Raw genomic sequence first — 16,290 nt, 5'->3', positions numbered from 1 at the left:
GTATCACGCCCGATCCGCGACGCGTTCGCCGAGCAGGCCTTGGGGCCGGAGCAGCAGGACGACGATGAGGAGGACGAAGGCCCATACGTCCTTCCAGGCGCCGCCGCCGAAGAGGTCCATGCCGGGGACGTCGCTCATGTAGCCGGTGGCGAGGGATTCGGCGACGCCGAGTACGACTCCGCCGAGCATGGCGCCGTAGATGTTGCCGATGCCGCCGAGTACGGCTGCGGTGAAGGCCTTGAGGCCCATGATGAAGCCCATGCGGAAGCCGATCTGGCCGTTCTTGAGCCCGTAGGCGACGGCTGCGACGGCTGCGAACGCGGCACCGATGGCGAAGGCCATGACGATGATGCGGTCGGTGTTGATGCCCATGAGTTTGGCGGTGTCGGGGTCCTGCGAGGTTGCCTGCATGCCGCGTCCGGAGCGGGTCTTGGAGACGAAGAGGCCGAGGGCGATCATGCAGACGGGTGCGGCGATGAGGACGAAGAGGTCACCGCGCTGGATGTTGGCGCCGAAGAGGTCGAAGGCTTCGCCCTTGAACTGGGGGAAGGGGTGGTCCTTCGTGGCGTTGGGATACCACTTCCAGATGGCCTGCTGGAGTGCGAGGGAGAGTCCGATCGCGGTGATCAGCGGGGCGAGTCTGGGGGCGGTGCGCAGCGGCCGGTAGGCAAAGCGTTCGGCGGCGACGCTGACGGCGACGGAGCATATGACGCCGCCGATGATCATGAGGGGGACGATTGCGAGGAGGTTGGAGCCGGCCGGCATCCAGAGGTACACGGTGAGAGCTCCGAAGCCTCCGATCATGAAGATCTCGCCGTGGGCGAAGTTGATGAGCTGGATGATTCCGTAGACCATCGTGTAACCGATCGCGATGAGACCGTACATCGCGCCGAGGATGAGTCCATTGGCCAGCTGTTGCGGCAGTTCGTTCACCGCAGGGCCTCCGTGGAGTGGTTCGGATATGGCACCGCGCGGGAGCGCTGGTAGCGCTCCCGCGCGGTCTGGTTGCTTTGCTGCGTGACCGGGAGGGCCTGGTCAGTCCTACTTGTAGGCCTCGCTGAGCTTGGAGACCCACTTGCCGCCGTCGACCTGGTAGGCGGTCATCATGGTGTTGGTGGTGTCGCCGTACTCGTCGAAGGAGACGGGGCCGGTGACGCCGTCGAAGTTGACCTTGCCGACCGCGTCGAGGACCTTGGCGCGGGCGTCCTCGGGGAGCTTGCCGTCGTTGGCGGCGACGACGGCCTTGACGGCCTCGATGATGGCCATCGTGGCGTCGTAGGTGCCGCCGCCGTAGGCCTCGTAGGCGTCCTTGTAGCCGGCCGTCTTGTAGTCGGCGATGAACTTCTTGGCGGAGTCGAGCTCCTCGACGGGCTTGCCGACGGAGGTGGCGATGTCGCCCTGGGCCTTCTTGTTGAGCTTGATGAAGTCGGCGCTGTACATGCCGTCGCCGCCCATGAGCGGGATCTGGACGCTGTCCTTGAGCTGCTGGCTCAGGGGTGCGCCGGCGGGGTACTCACCGCCGTAGTAGACGGCCTTGGCGCCGGACTTCTTGACCTTGGTGACGACGGCGTTGAAGTCGCGGTCGTCGGGGTTGACGTGGTCGGCGCCGACGATCTTGCCGCCGAGCTCGGTGAACGTCGCCTTGAAGGAGGCGGCCAGGCCGGCTCCGTAGGTCTTCTGGTCGTCGATCAGGTAGACCTTGTTGATCTTGGCGTTGTTGAAGAGGTACTTCGCAGCGAAGGCACCCTGGATCTGGTCCGTGGTGGCGGTGCGGAAGTAGGTCTTGAACGGGCGCTGCTTCTTGCCGGTCTTCCAGTCGTTGCCCTGGGTCAGCTCGGTGCCCGTGTTGGCGGGGGAGATCTGGGTGAGGCTGGCGTCGTTGAGCGGCTTCTGCATCGACTGCGAGACGCTGGAGTTCAGGGGGCCGACAACGCCGAGGACGTCCTTGTTGTCGATGAACTTCTGGGCGTTCTGTCCTCCGACGGAGGGCTGGGCCTGGTCGTCGAGGGGCTGAAGCTTGAACGTGACGCCGGGGACCGTCTTGTTCTTGTTCGCGAGGTTGACGGCGAGGTCGGCGGAGTTCTTGATGCCGAGGCCGAGCGCGGAGAGGTCTCCGGTCAGGGGCGCGTCGACGCCGATGACGACGGTCTGGGTGTCGCCGCCGCCGCTGCTGTTCTTGCTGTCGTCGCGCGACCCGCAGGCGGTGAGCGTCAGTGCTCCGGTGGTGAGCACTGTGGTGAGGATGAGCAAAGAACGGTGTCGCACGAAAAGTCCTTTCCCTGGCGCGGCCTCCTCTGCTTGAGGTGCCGTGTCGTTCGCCGGGCCGTACTGGGTTGGTACAGGGCCGTGCAGCAGACGCGCCCGGCGGCGCGGTGACTGGCCGTGACTCTAGGCGCAGGTGGCGGGGTCGGGGACGGGTCGGCGGAGGATGTGACTGTCTTGTTATGACGTTGAGGAAGGCTTGAGGTGGCTGTGGGGACATGTACGGCTTTTTACCGGACGGTGAAGTGACCGCATTCTGAGAACGCGCAGCTCTGCTAAGGGGCTTGAAGCGATCTTGGTGCTGTCGCGTCGCGGGGGGTGGTGAGGGCGCGACGAAGTGCCCGGCGGCCGGGGGCCGGGGTTGGGGTGCCGCCCCGTGGTGCCCGGGTATTGCGTGCTTGTTACGCAGTGTTACGCCGGGGGGCTATGTGGTCCACGCCCCGTGGTGTCCGTGGGGTGTGTGTGAATGTTGAGTGGGCCATACAACGGGTCTCACGGTCAAGGGCGTTGGGTGCGAATGTTGCTCAACTCCCGTGTCAGGACGGGTGGTTGTGGGTGGATATGGCTCTGCCCGGCCGGGTTTGTGATCCGGGCCGGGCAGAGGTGTGGTGCGGTGCCGGTGCGTCAGGCGGCGGCGGGCTTGGGGACGTCGCGGAGCATGCAGGTGAGGCGTGCGGTGCAGACGCGCTTGTCCTGTTCGTCGGTGATGACGATCTCGTACGTGGCGGTGGAGCGGCCGCGGTGTACGGGGGTGGCGACGCCGGTGACGAGTCCGCTCCGTACCCCTCGGTGATGGGTGCAGTTCAGGTCGACGCCGACGGCGAGCTTGGTGGCGCCGCCGTGGAGCATGCTGCCGACGGAGCCGAGGGTCTCGGCGAGGACGGCGGAGGCGCCGCCGTGCAGGAGTCCGTAGGGCTGGGTGTTGCCTTCGACGGGCATGGTGCCGACGACGCGGTCCGCGGAGGCTTCGACGATCTGGACGCCCATGCGTTCGCCGAGGTGGCCGGCGGAGAAGAGGGCGGGCAGGTCGACGCCGAGTGCGGCGTACTCGTCGATGATCTCCTGGGGGAACTTGGGTGCGGTGTGCTCGCCCATGGGGTCCGGCTCCGATCGTCTGCGGTGGTTCATAGCTTTATTGCTGTGTGCATCGTTCTTATCAGACGACTGAGCGAACGCTTAGCGGGAGGTGGGTGCGGATTCTTGCGTTATGTCCTGCTCCTGGACGCTCCGGCTCTGGATGTTCTCGAAGCGGACGACGACGGACTTGCTGGCGGGGGTGTTGCTGGTGTCGGCGGTGGAGTCGAGGGGGACCAGCACGTTGGTCTCGGGGTAGTAGGCGGCGGCGCAGCCGCGGGCGGTGGGGTAGTGGACGATGCGGAAACCGGGTGCCCGGCGTTCGGTGCCGTCCTTCCATTCGCTGACGAGGTCGGTGTAGGCGCCGTCGGTGAGGCCGAGGGCGCGGGCGTCGTCGGGGTTGACCATGACGACGCGGCGGCCGCCCTTGATGCCGCGGTAGCGGTCGTCGAGACCGTAGATCGTGGTGTTGTACTGGTCGTGGGAGCGCAGGGTCTGCAACAGCAGTCGGCCTTCGGGGAGTTGGGGGTATTCGACGGGGGCCGCGGTGAAGTTCGCCTTGCCGGTGGTGGTGGGGAAGCGGCGGGAGTCGCGCGGTGGGTGCGGGAGGGTGAAGCCCCCGGGGCGGGCGACACGGGCGTTGAAATCCTCGAAGCCGGGGACGACGCGGGAGATGCGGTCGCGGATCGTGGCGTAGTCCTTCTCGAACTCTTCCCAGTCGGTGGTGGATCCGGGGCCGAGGACGGCGCGGGCGAGGCGGGCGACGATGGCGGGTTCGGAGAGCAGGTGGGGGCTCGCGGGGGTGAGGTTGCCGCGTGAGGCGTGGACCATGCTCATGGAGTCCTCGACGGTGACGAACTGCTTGCCGCTCGCCTGGATGTCCTTGTCGGTCCGGCCGAGGGTGGGCAGGATCAGGGCGCGGCGGCCGGTGACGGCGTGCGAGCGGTTGAGCTTCGTGGACACGTGGACGGTGAGGCGGGCGCGGCGCATGGCGGCTTCGGTGACGCGGGTGTCGGGGGTCGCCGCGACGAAGTTGCCGCCCATGGCGAAGAAGATCTTTGCGTCGCCGTCGCGCAGGGCCTGGATGGAGCGGACGACGTCGTAGCCGTGGTGGCGCGGCGAGGTGATGCCGAACTCCTTGTCGAGGGCGTCGAGGAATTCGGGTGCGGGGCGTTCGAAGATGCCCATGGTGCGGTCGCCCTGGACGTTGGAGTGGCCGCGGACGGGGCAGACTCCGGCGCCGGGACGGCCGATATTTCCGCGCAGCAGAAGGAAGTTGACGACTTCGCGGATGGTGGGCACGGAGTGTTTGTGCTGGGTGAGGCCCATGGCCCAGCACACGATGGTGCGCTTCGAGGCGAGGATCATGGCGAGGGCCTGCTCGATGGCGCTGCGGTCGAGGCCGGTGGCGGTGAGGGTCTCGTCCCAGTCGGCGGCGCGGGCGGCGGCCGCGAACTCTTCGTAGCCGTGGGTGTGTTCGGACACGAATGCGTCGTCGACGGCGCCTTCGGTCTCCAGGATCATCTTGTTGAGGAGCCGGAAGAGGGCCTGGTCGCCGCCGATGCGGATCTGCAGGAACAGGTCGTTGAGTGCGGTGCCCTTGATCATGCCCTGGGGGGTCTGGGGGTTCTTGAACCGCTCGAGTCCGGCTTCGGGCAGCGGGTTCACCGAGATGATCCTGGCGCCTGCGGCCTTGGCCTTCTCCAGGGCGGAGAGCATCCGGGGGTGGTTGGTGCCGGGGTTCTGTCCGGCGACGATGATCAGGTCGGCGTCGTGGAGGTCTTCGAGGGAGACGCTCCCCTTGCCGACGCCGATGGTTTCCATGAGCGCGGAGCCGGACGACTCGTGGCACATGTTGGAGCAGTCCGGCAGGTTGTTGGTGCCGAACTCGCGGGCGAACAGCTGGAGCAGGAACGCGGCCTCGTTGCTGGTGCGGCCGGAGGTGTAGAAGAGCGCTTCGTCGGGGGAGTCGAGGGCGCGCAGTTCCTCGGCGATGACGTCGAAGGCGTGTTCCCAGGTCACCGCTTCGTACCGGTCGGCGCCTTCGGGCAGGTACATCGGCTGGGTGATGCGGCCCTGCTGGCCGAGCCAGTACCCGCTGCGGCCGGCGAGGTCGGCGACGGGGTGTGCGGCGAAGAAGTCCGGGGTGACGCGGCGCAGGGTGGCTTCTTCGGCGACGGCCTTGGCGCCGTTCTCGCAGAATTCGGCGGTGTGCCGTTTGTCGCCCTCGGGCCAGGCGCAGCCGGGGCAGTCGAAGCCGTCCTTCTGGTTGACCTTGAGGAGGGTCCGGGCGGTGCGGCGGAGGCCCATCTGCTGCTGGGCGATGCGCAGGCTGTGGGCGACGGCGGGAATTCCGGCAGCGGAGTGCTGGGCCGGTTCGACGTGCGGTGCGTCCTGGACCGGGTCACCGGTGGGCGGCTTGGTGGCCATTGTGCTCCCCTTTGAGCCAGCTGCGAACCTGCGCGGTGTCGCTGCATGTGTTCCTGTGGTTGTTCCTGCCGTCGATCGTGTCACGCGGCGCGGAGCGGGTACCGGGCGAGTGGTCTGCGGTCCGGATTGTCAGTGGTCCGTGGCAGGATCGGGGGCGTGGCTGAGACGGCATCGAAGAAGACGGCAGACAACCGACCGCGCCTGCTCCTGATGGACGGGCACTCCCTGGCGTACCGGGCGTTCTTTGCGCTGCCTGCGGAGAATTTCACGACGGGGGCGGGGCAGCCGACGAACGCGGTGTACGGCTTCGCGTCGATGCTGGCGAACACGTTGCGTGACGAGGCGCCCACGCATTTCGCGGTGGCGTTCGACGTCTCGCGCCGGACGTGGCGGTCGCAGGAGTTCCCCGAGTACAAGGCGAATCGTTCGAAGACGCCGGACGAGTTCAAGGGGCAGGTCGAGCTGATCGGCGAGCTGCTGGACGCGATGCACGCCGACCGTTTCGCGGTCGATGGCTTCGAGGCGGACGATGTGATCGCCACGCTGGCGACGCAGGCGGAGGCGGCCGGGTTCGAGGTGCTGATCGTCACCGGTGACCGGGATTCGTTCCAGTTGATCACGGACAACGTCACGGTGCTGTACCCGACGAAGGGCGTCTCGGAGCTGACGCGGTTCACCCCGGAGAAGGTCGAGGAGAAGTACGGGCTGACACCGCAGCAGTACCCGGACTTCGCGGCGCTGCGCGGGGACCCGTCGGACAACCTGCCGGGTATTCCTGGCGTCGGGGAGAAGACGGCGGCGAAGTGGATCAACCAGTTCGGTTCGTTCGACGACCTCGTCGCGCGTGCGGACGAGGTCAAGGGGAAGGCCGGGCAGAACTTCCGGGACCATCTGGAGTCCGTGAAGCTGAACCGTCGGCTGACCGAGATGGTCCGTGACGTGGAGCTGGCGAAGGCTCCGCAGGACCTGGAGCGCGCGCCGTACGACCGCTCGGCGGTCACGGGTGTGCTGGACGTGCTGGAGATCCGTAATCCGAGCCTGCGTGAGCGGCTGCTCGCCGTGGATCCGGGGGCTGCGGAGGACGAGGCTCCGGCACCTGCTGCGGGCATCGAACTGGACGGTGCGGTGCTGGCTGCGGGCGAACTCGTGCCGTGGCTGGCCGAGCACGGCGGGCAGCCGCTGGGTGTCGCCACGGTCGACACGTGGGCGCTGGGCGTCGGCAGTGTTGCGGAGATCGCGCTGGCCGCGGCCGACGGGGCGGCGGCGTGGTTCGACCCGGCGCGGCTCGACGAGGCGGACGAGCGGGCCTTCGCCGCGTGGATCGCGGACGCCGGGCAGCCGAAGGTCATGCACAACGCGAAGAGCGCGATGCGGGTGTTCCCCGAGCACGGCTGGCAGGTCGAAGGCGTCACGATGGACACGGCGCTGGCCGCCTATCTGGTCAAGCCCGGCCGCCGTTCGTTCGCGCTGGACGCGCTGGCTGTGGAGTACCTGGGCCGGGAGCTGGCCCCCGCGGCGGCGGACGGGCAGCTGGCGTTCGGTGCGGACGACCAGGCGGAGGCCGACGCGCTGATGGCGCAGGCCCGCGCGGTCCTGGACCTCGGGGAGGCGTTCACCGCCCGGCTGCAGGAGGTCGGTGCGGCCGAGCTGCTCCACGACATGGAGCTGCCGACGTCCGCGCTGCTGGCCCGTCTGGAGCGGCACGGCATCGCGGCCGACCGCGAGCACCTCGAATCGATGGAGCAGCAGTTCGCCGGCGCCGTGCAGCAGGCGGTGAAGGAGGCGCACGCGGCGGTGGGCCGCGAGTTCAACCTGGGCTCGCCCAAGCAGCTCCAGGAGGTCCTCTTCGGCGAGCTGGGCCTGCCCAGGACGAAGAAGACGAAGACCGGTTACACGACGGACGCGGACGCGCTCGCGTGGCTGGCCGCGCAGACGGAGCACGAGCTGCCGGTCATCATGCTGCGTCACCGCGAGCAGGCGAAGCTGCGGGTCACGGTCGAGGGCCTGGTCAAGACGATCGCGGCGGACGGCCGTATCCACACCACGTTCAACCAGACGGTGGCGGCGACCGGCCGGCTCTCGTCGACCGACCCCAATCTGCAGAACATCCCGGTCCGCACCGACGAGGGCCGGGCGATCCGGCGCGGCTTCGTCGTCGGCGACGGGTTCGAGACCCTGATGACGGCCGACTACAGCCAGATCGAACTGCGGGTGATGGCCCACCTGTCGGAGGACGCGGGCCTGATCGAGGCGTTCACGTCCGGCGAGGACCTGCACACCACGGTCGCGTCGCAGGTCTTCGGCGTCGACAAGTCCGCCGTCGACCCGGAGATGCGCCGGAAGATCAAGGCCATGAGTTACGGACTGGCGTACGGGCTCTCCGCGTTCGGTCTCTCGCAGCAGCTGAACATCGAGGCGGGCGAGGCGCGCGGCCTGATGGACACGTACTTCGAGCGGTTCGGCGGTGTCCGTGACTACCTGCGCCGGGTGGTGGAGGAGGCCCGGGCCACCGGCTACACGGAGACGGTGTTCGGCCGCCGCCGCTACCTCCCGGACCTGAACAGTGACAACCGGCAGCGCCGTGAGACGGCCGAGCGGATGGCACTCAACGCGCCGATCCAGGGCACGGCGGCGGACATCGTCAAGGTCGCCATGCTCCACGTCGACCGGGCGCTGACCGACGCGAAGCTGACGTCGCGGATGCTGCTCCAGGTCCACGACGAAATCGTGCTGGAGATCGCCAAGGGCGAGCGGGAGCAGGTCGAGGAGATCTTGCGCCACGAGATGTCGACGGCGGTGCAGTTGCGTGCCCCGCTGGACGTCTCGGTCGGTGTCGGCGCGGACTGGGAGTCCGCGGCGCACTGACGGCGCCCGCACCGGCGCAGGTGTTCCCGGAGGTGTCCGGCCCGAGCGGCCGGACACCCTCAGGGGCTGTCCGGCGGGCTGGTCATGAGGTCTGACCGGTTGCCGCGTGGTGCGCCGGCGGTGGGAGGCTCGTCCCGGGGCCGGGCCCGGAGCCGTATCCATGTTCCGTACACCACCAGGCCGACCGCAAGGCCTGCTCCGGCGCCGAAGCAGGCGGTCGGGATGATGTCCAGCGGTGTGTCGACGTGCCCGAAGTACGCGTACCAGCGGGCGCACCGGTGGACGATGCCGAGGAGAACGCAGACGCTCAGCAGAACGCCCGCGCACCACCGCGCGCGGCGGTCGAGGACCGGTACGGACGGTGGGGCGGGCCGCGCCCCGGTCCGCCGCAGCCCGGACGCGGTGAACCAGGCGAGCACGGTCAGTGCCACTGCCGAACTGCCGTACTGCACGCACTGGAACACCGGAAAGCCGCCGACGTTCTCATTGAGGACCGGCACCAGCCGGGTACCCCACCGGTCGTGATGGGTGAACGCGTCCCACACCACGTGGGTGCCCGCCCCGACAACCGCCGACACGACGAACCACGCACCGTCCCGCACCCTCCACGGGCCCTGCCGCTCTCCGCGTACGAAGGTGTGCACGCGCCCCTGCCACGCTTGCGGCAGCAGCGCCACCAGCGGTTCGCGCAGCAGCAGCCACAGCGCCACCACGGCCGCGGTGATCAGGACGTCCACCGTGAACACGCCCCACACCGCATGCGTGACCTGACCGAACTCCATCGCGCCCGGGACGGCCGTATCCGCGTAGTACGTCATGTCGGGGGCGAACGAACCGGCGACGAGCGCCGAAGCGAAGAACGGGCCGCGAGCGGTGCCGTTGCGCCGGACGACCGGCAGTACGGCAGCGGCGTGGCTGAGGGTGAACGGCATGGCCGCAAGTATGCGCGAGCACTGTGGTGCGGATCCGATGGACACCCGACGCCTGCTGTTCAACTTGCAGTCCGGAACGTGAAATACCAATAAAAATCGGTCAGGCCACTGTGTTCGGGCGGCGCAAGTTGCCGTAGGGTCGCCTGAGTCCTCGCGCTGGGGAGCGCGGGCAGCCGTCGATGGGGAGGGACCAGACGTATGGCAGCGCAATTCGGTCGCCGACTGCGCCGGGGGGCGACCACCACTGCGGTGGCCGCAGTTGCTGTGGCGGCGCTCTCCGCGTCACAGGGTCCCGGCGCGGTGCTCGCACCGGACGGTGGCGGCGGTGACCAGCGCACAGCCGGGTCCGCACCGTCCGACGACAGCGCGGCAACCGGCAACTCTCCGTACTACACGGACCTGCCGCCGCTGGTGACCCCCAACAAGCCCGGCACGTCGACAAATCTGCCGATCACCGGCAGCGCGGAGTCCGGCATACCGGCCTCGGTGCTGGCTGCGTACAAGAAGGCAGAGCAGTCCATCGCGAGCAGCGACGCCGCCTGCCGGCTGCCGTGGCAACTCCTCGCCGCGATCGGCAAGGTGGAGTCCGGCCAGGCCCGTGGCGGCCGGGTCGACGCGAACGGCACCACGTTCTCCCCGATCCTCGGCCCGGTCCTCGACGGCCAGGGCTTCGCGATGATCAAGGACACCGACAACGGGGCGTACGACGGGGACTCGACGCACGACCGTGCGGTCGGCCCGATGCAGTTCATCCCGTCGACATGGGCGACCTGGGGCCAGGACGGCAACGACGACGGCCGCAAGGACCCCAACAACATCTATGACGCGGCACTCGCCGCCGGGCACTACCTCTGCGCCGGCTCCCGCGATCTGGCGCTCGCGGCCGATCTCGACCGGGCGGTCCTCAGCTACAACCACTCGAACGAATACCTGCGTACGGTCCGCTCCTGGTTCGACTACTACAAGCGCGGCACGCACGAGGTCCCCGACGGCACCGGCGTCGTCCCGCCGCCCCTCGACGGTGGTACGGACCCGAGCCCGGGCCCGAGCGCGGGCCCCGGCAGCTCGCCGTCCCCGACCCCGCCCGCGAGCCCCGGGCCGGGCCCGAGGCCGTCGAAACCGGGTGGCGGTTCGACCGGCCCGAAGCCCTCCACGCCCCCGTCCACCCCGCCCCCCAAGCCGTCCCAGACCCTCGCCGGTGTGGAGAACGCGGGCACCGGTGCGCTGACCGCCACCGCGGGCGACGCGTTCGCCGAACGCATCAAGGTGCGGGCGAAGAACAGCCTCGGCGGGCCGCTCGCCAAGGTGTCCGTGACGTTCACCATCGCCGGTGACACGGACGCCCGCTTCGAGGGCGGGAAGAGTGCGGTCACGCTGCCCACCGGATCCGACGGCACGGTGACCGCACCGGTGCTGCAGGCGGGCGAGACGACGGGCGAGTTCACCGTCCGGGCCATCGCCACCGGCCGCTCGCTGCCGGCCGTCGCCTACACCGCGACCGTCACCGCCCGGCAGGCCGACGCCATCGCCAGGACCGACGACACGGCACTGGCCGCGGCGCCCGGCGCCGAGTTCGCCGACGCCGTCGAGGTCAAGGCCACCTACAAGGGCGCGATCGCGTCCGGCGTCGCCGTCACCGCCACGATGATCACCGACGGGGACACTCCGGCCGAGAACGACAAGGGCCCGTACTTCAAGGACGCAGACGGCAAGACGGTCCGCACCCTGACGGAGCTGAAGACCGACGCCGACGGCACGCTGCGGCTCCCGAAGATCTACGCGGACGACACCGCGGGCACGTACAAGCTCCGCCTGACCACCGAGGGCGGCGCCACGGTCGTCATCGAGCTCACGGTCGAGGCTCCCGCCGCCTGACGCGCCCGCACCGCGTTCACCGAGCAGCCCCTGTGCCACCACCCGGCACGGGGGCTGCTCCACGTGTTCTCATCTCGCGCCCGCGTTGCTACGGTGCCCCAATCCTGACGACCCATCAGATCAGCGTTCTCCGGGAGGCCGAGCATGCGTGCCGTCATCGCCGCCGCCATCGGGCTGGCCGCGGCCCTCGCCCTCGTGTTCACCATCAGCGCGATCGGCGCACCCCCCGGCGAGACCTCGCCCCAACCCCTGCTGACCACCGTCCCCGGCCCCAAGAAGTAGAGGGAGGGCGCCATGCGCCGCCGAGCCGGCCTCGTACTCCTGGCCTTCGCCGTGTTCTTCGCCGCCCTGTCACCCCTGCTGCGCTGGTACGCCTTCCCGAGGCTGGCGAAGATCCCCCCGAGCCAGTACCAGGAGATGGTGCTGGAGGCGAAGCCCGCCACCCTCCTCGACTACAACGACGGCATGAAGGTCAAGCAGGTCCCCAAGGTCACCATCGTGCAGACCCTCAAGGGCAATGTGGAGGCGTCCGAGAAGATCGAGCGCAGCGCAGGGCGTGACGTCGTCGTCTGGGACGGACTCAGCTACGTCGTCGACCCGAACGGCAAGATGGTCTCGGAGATCCCCGAGCGCTACATCTTCGACGCGCACAGCCAGGCCCCCGTCCACGCCACCGGCGAGATGGTCGACGGCGACCCGGTCGAGCGCCAGGGCATCGAGTTCAAGTGGCCGTTCCTCACCCAGAAGCGCGACTACGAGTACTTCGACGCCCAGAGCCGCACCACCTCGCCCATCCATTACAAGGGCACCCGGAAGTTCCGCGGCATGGACGTCTACTACTTCGAGCAGACCATCCCCTGGACCGAGGTCCCGATGCCGAAGAAGATGCCGATCAAGGGTGTCACCGCCGAGCAGGTCGCCAAGACCGGCATGACCCGCTGGTACACCACCAAGCGGATGTTCTGGGTCGACCCGGTCACCGGCGCGCCCGTCAACGGCGAAGAGATCCACAAGGAGGAGCTGCGCAACGCGAAGGCGATGGGCATGCCCCAGGACACGGTCACCGCGTTCGCCGGGCACGTGAAGATGCGCGAGGACTACATCGAGTACACCGTCGCCCTGGTGAAGTCCCAGCGGGTGCTGATCCTGCTGCTGACCTCGTACCTGCCGTGGGGCTTCCTGGTGCTCGCCGCCGGGCTGCTCGCGCTCGCACTGTGGCTGGAGGCGCGGTCCCGGCGGCCGGACGGCCGGCAGCCGGAGCCGGCCGCCGCACCCACGCCGGATCCGGCGCCTACTCCCGCCTGAGCCGCGCCGCCGTGTGCCGGGTCGCCTCCATCGTCGTCGGGTCCTCCGGCCACGGGTGCTTCGGGTAGCGGCCGCGCAGCTCCGCCCGCACCGCCCGGTATCCGTCCCGCCAGAACGACGCCAGATCCGCGGTGACCGCCGCCGGGCGGCCCGCGGGGGAGAGCAGATGGACGAGGACGGGCACCCCGGCCACCTTCGGTGTCTCGGTGAGACCGAACAGTTCCTGGAGCTTCACCGCGAGTACGGGCTGCTCGCCGCCGTACTCCACCCGGACCCGCGACCCGCTCGGCACCTCGATGCGCTCCGGTGCCAGCTCGTCCAGCCGGGCCGCCTCGCCGGTCGCCCACGGCAGCAGCCGCCGCAACGCCTGCCCCGCGTCGATCCTGGCCAGGTCGGAGCGGCGGCGGGCCCGGGTCAGTTCGGGCTCCAGCCACTCCTCGGTACGGGCCAGCAGCGCACCGTCCGACACATCCGGCCACGGGGTGCCCAGCTCCCGGTGCAGAAAGGCGAGCCGCTCGCGCAGCTGTCCGGTCTCCCGGGTCCAGCGCAGCAGCCCGAGGCCCTCGCGCCCGAGCCCGTCCACCAGCGCCGCCCGCACCAGCTCGGGCCGCGGCTGCTTCAGCGCACGCACCGACAGTTCGACGGCGCCCAGCCGTTCCACCGAGCGTGCCACCACGTCGCCGTCCACCCAGCGGACCTCCTCACCGGCGAACCGCAGATGCCCGGCGGCCAGCCGCGCCGTGCCCTCGTCGATGACGGCGGCGAGCCGCACCCGGGCGGACGCCGCGTGCGCCGGCCGGTCCGCGACCGCGACGGCCAGCCACGGCGCACTGCGCAGCCGCGACCCGTCCCGCAGGTCCGCGCCCGTCCCCGACGCCATCAGGAAGGCCCCTTCGCCGCGGGCCCGCGCCACCCGTTCCGGAAACGCCAGCGCCGCCACCAGGCCGACGGCCGCATCGTCCGAACCACCCCGGCCGGAGCCCTCGCCGCTGCCTTCGATGGACGACGACAGCCGCCGTACCTCCTGCCGCCAGCGCGCCGCATAGCCGTCCGCGCCCCGTCGTGCGGTACGCAGTGCGGCCGCCAGATCGTCCCCGTACTCCCGCGGCGGCTCCTCGCTCAGCAGCGCCACCACCTCGGCCGCGCGGCGGCCGCCGACCTCGGCCGCACCGTCCAGGAGTGCCCGCGCCAGCCGTGGATGCAGACCCAGCCGTGACATCCGTACACCCCGGTCGGTCACCCGGCCGTCCGCGTCCACCGCGCCGACCGCCGTCAGCGTCTCGCGGGCCGCGCCCATCGCGCCGGCCGGCGGCGGATCCAGGAGCGCCAGACCCGACGCGTCCGGATCGCCCCAGCACGCCGCCTGCAGAGCGAACGCCGCCAGATCGGCCACCTTGATCTCCGGCGACGGGAAACGGGCCAGCCGCCCGTCCTCCCCCTGCTCCCAGCACCGGTACACCGACCCCGGCGCCTCACGCCCCGCCCGGCCCGCCCGCTGCCTTCCCGCGGCCTGCGAGGCCCGTACGGTCGTCAGCGCGCTCAGCCCGCGCGCGTGATCGGTACGCGGCTCCCTGGCCAGGCCGGAGTCGACGACGATCCGCACCCCCGGCACCGTCAGCGACGACTCGGCGACGGAGGTCGCGAGCACCACCCGGCGGCCCTCCGACGAACCCGCCAGCACAGCGTCCTGCACGGCCGCCGGAGCCCGCCCGTGCACCTGCAGAACCTCTGCGGGCACCCCCGCCAGCTGTGTCGCGACGCGGCCGATCTCGCCGACGCCCGGCAGGAAACACAGCACGTCGCCGTCCCGCTCGGCGAGCGCCCGGCGCACCACCGAGGCGACATGCGTCAGCAGCGCCGGGTCGACCCGCATTCCGTGCGGCGGCCTGACCGGCCTCACCGGCGGGGCCCACACCACCTCCACCGGGTGCGACACGCCCTGCGCCTCGACCACCGGTGCGTCGCCGAGCAGCCTGGCCCAGCCCTGCGCGTCCGTCGTCGCCGACGCGGCGACCAGCCGCAGATCGGGCCGGATCGCATCCCGCACATCGAGGAGGAACGCGGCGACCGTGTCCGCGTCCAGATGCCGTTCGTGGCACTCGTCGATGATCACCGCATCGACCCCGGCGATCTCCTGGTCGCGCTGGAGTCGTTGCAGGAGCACGCCGGTGGTCACGACCTCCACCACCGTGTCGCGCCCCACGACACGCTCCCCGCGCACGGTGAACCCGACGCGCCGCCCGGTCTGCTCCCCGAGGAGCCACGCCATCCGCCGCGCCGCCGCCCGGGCCGCGATCCGGCGCGGCTCGGCGACCACCACACGGCGTGCGGGGCCGCCGCCGACCAGGCCCGCGAGCACCAGCGGGATCAGCGTCGTCTTGCCGGTGCCGGGCGGTGCGCAGAGCACCGCGACACCCCGGTCGTCGAGCGCCTGCCGGAGCGCGGGCACGGCGGTACGGACGGGCAGCCGGTCGAGGGCGTCGGTACGGATCACGCCCCCCAGTCTCGTACGGCCGGCCCGCGGTGCCGCACGGCGGGCGCCCGGTCCCGTAGGACCCGCACGGCGCACGGTCCCGTACGCCGTGCGGCAGGAGTGCTCAGTCGCGTACGCAGACGAAAATTGCAGTGCCCGGGATCAGGTTTCCGCGCAGCGGGGACCAGCCGCCCCACTCCTGGTCGTTCCAGGCCGGCCACTCCGGCTCGACCAGGTCGACCAGCCGGAACCCGCCGGCCACCACGTCCCGCACCCGGTCGCCCACCGTCCGGTGGTGCTCGACGTACACGGCGTCGCCCTGCTCGTCCTGCTCCACGTACGGAGTGCGGTCGAAGTACGAGGCGGCGACCGACAGACCCTCGGGGCCCGGCTCGTCGGGGAACGCCCAGCGGATCGGGTGCGTCACCGAGAAAACCCAGCGGCCCCCCGGGCGCAGCACCCGGTGCACCTCGCGGAAGACCTGGACCGGGTCGGCGACGAACGGCACCGCGCCGTAGGCGGAACAGGCCAGGTCGAAGGAGCCGTCCCGGAACGGCAGCGTCCCGGCGTCCGCCTCCACGAGCGGCACCCCGCCGCCGATCCGCAGTGCGTGCTGGAGCTGGCGGTGGGAGAGATCGAGGGCGACGGGGCGGGCACCGCGGGCCGCCAGCCAGCGCGAGCACTGCGCCGCGCCCGCACCGATTTCGAGGACGGCCAGGCCGCTCAGCGACTCGGCGGGCCCGAGCAGACCGGCATCGGCCTCGTCGAGACCCTCCGGACCCCAGACGAAACGATCGTCGCCGAGGAAGGCGCCGTGGTCGCTCTGGTACTCGTCGGCGTGCCGGTCCCACCAGCCGCGACTGGCCCGGCTGCTCTCCGCTTCCCCGGCACTGCGGCGTGTCGCTTCCGGTTCGGCGGTGTAGATCTCTTGGCTCATCGTGTCCGTCGTTGTAGTTTGCCTTCACCCCGTCGGACGCGGTACGTACCTTGGGGGCATCTGTGCGTACGGAACCGTACTCACGCAACACGGCCGGGGCCGATGTGGCCTCGGAGAACAAGAATTGTGTCGGGTTT

At 70.3% G+C, this 16,290-nt stretch carries 11 protein-coding genes; 4 read left to right on the top strand and 7 right to left on the bottom strand.

The genetic code is table 11. The features are described from left to right. Positions 1–3 precede the first annotated feature (3 nt). The 4 genes from ACFYP5_RS06210 to ACFYP5_RS06195 all read right to left on the bottom strand — a co-directional run bounded on the left by ACFYP5_RS06210 (position 4) and on the right by ACFYP5_RS06195 (position 5,766). Positions 4–933: a branched-chain amino acid ABC transporter permease gene (locus tag ACFYP5_RS06210; protein WP_030919619.1), complete on the bottom strand. Its 930-nt coding sequence runs from the start codon at positions 931–933 to the stop codon at positions 4–6. A gap of 108 nt (positions 934–1,041) precedes the next feature. Next, complete coding sequence (locus ACFYP5_RS06205; RefSeq protein WP_389032910.1) at positions 1,042–2,250, bottom strand: branched-chain amino acid ABC transporter substrate-binding protein; 1,209 nt, start codon at positions 2,248–2,250, stop codon at positions 1,042–1,044. Between the two features lie 636 nt (positions 2,251–2,886). Then, entirely contained in the window at positions 2,887–3,357 is a 471-nt protein-coding gene (locus tag ACFYP5_RS06200) for a hotdog fold thioesterase (protein WP_326744136.1), read from the bottom strand. Between the two features lie 81 nt (positions 3,358–3,438). Next, positions 3,439–5,766, bottom strand: a complete 2,328-nt coding sequence (locus ACFYP5_RS06195) for an FdhF/YdeP family oxidoreductase (RefSeq protein WP_389031281.1) — start codon at positions 5,764–5,766, stop codon at positions 3,439–3,441. Positions 5,767–5,922: 156 nt separating this feature from the next. On the opposite strand from ACFYP5_RS06195, the gene polA reads away from it, so the two are divergent. Continuing rightward, positions 5,923–8,631 (top strand): DNA polymerase I, encoded by a 2,709-nt coding sequence (gene polA, locus ACFYP5_RS06190; RefSeq protein ID WP_389031278.1) that lies wholly within the window; start codon positions 5,923–5,925, stop codon positions 8,629–8,631. 59 nt (positions 8,632–8,690) lie between these two features. On the opposite strand, the gene ACFYP5_RS06185 is transcribed toward polA, so the two are convergent. Beyond that, positions 8,691–9,563: a DUF4184 family protein gene (locus ACFYP5_RS06185; RefSeq protein ID WP_389031275.1), complete on the bottom strand. Its 873-nt coding sequence runs from the start codon at positions 9,561–9,563 to the stop codon at positions 8,691–8,693. A 198-nt stretch (positions 9,564–9,761) separates the two neighbouring features. Here ACFYP5_RS06185 and ACFYP5_RS06180 point away from each other — a divergent pair, with 198 nt between their 5' ends. The 3 genes from ACFYP5_RS06180 to ACFYP5_RS06170 all read left to right on the top strand — a co-directional run bounded on the left by ACFYP5_RS06180 (position 9,762) and on the right by ACFYP5_RS06170 (position 12,743). Then, positions 9,762–11,438 carry a lytic transglycosylase domain-containing protein gene (locus tag ACFYP5_RS06180; RefSeq protein ID WP_389031272.1) on the top strand — a complete coding sequence of 559 codons (1,677 nt, stop codon included), beginning with the start codon at positions 9,762–9,764 and terminating at the stop codon, positions 11,436–11,438. A gap of 144 nt (positions 11,439–11,582) precedes the next feature. After that, entirely contained in the window at positions 11,583–11,720 is a 138-nt protein-coding gene (locus tag ACFYP5_RS06175; protein ID WP_107055348.1) for an SPW_0924 family protein, read from the top strand. A 12-nt stretch (positions 11,721–11,732) separates the two neighbouring features. After that, positions 11,733–12,743, top strand: coding sequence for a DUF3068 domain-containing protein (locus ACFYP5_RS06170; RefSeq protein ID WP_389031269.1), 1,011 nt, complete (start codon positions 11,733–11,735; stop codon positions 12,741–12,743). Here the strand turns inward: ACFYP5_RS06170 and hrpB are convergent. Together hrpB and ACFYP5_RS06160 are read right to left on the bottom strand one after the other, a co-directional pair. Beyond that, entirely contained in the window at positions 12,730–15,237 is a 2,508-nt protein-coding gene (gene hrpB, locus ACFYP5_RS06165) for an ATP-dependent helicase HrpB (RefSeq protein WP_389031267.1), read from the bottom strand. The two genes, ACFYP5_RS06170 and hrpB, sit on opposite strands and share 14 nt — an antisense overlap. 103 nt (positions 15,238–15,340) lie before the next feature. Continuing rightward, on the bottom strand, positions 15,341–16,153 hold the full coding sequence (locus ACFYP5_RS06160; protein ID WP_389031264.1) for a class I SAM-dependent methyltransferase: 813 nt from the start codon (positions 16,151–16,153) through the stop codon (positions 15,341–15,343). Positions 16,154–16,290: the final 137 nt, after the last annotated feature.

This window comes from Streptomyces sp. NPDC005262, from assembly GCF_042872425.1.
Classification (GTDB): domain Bacteria; phylum Actinomycetota; class Actinomycetes; order Streptomycetales; family Streptomycetaceae; genus Streptomyces.
The sequence above is the reverse complement of the archived record's forward strand: the minus strand, read 5'-3'. Positions and strand labels throughout refer to the sequence as shown.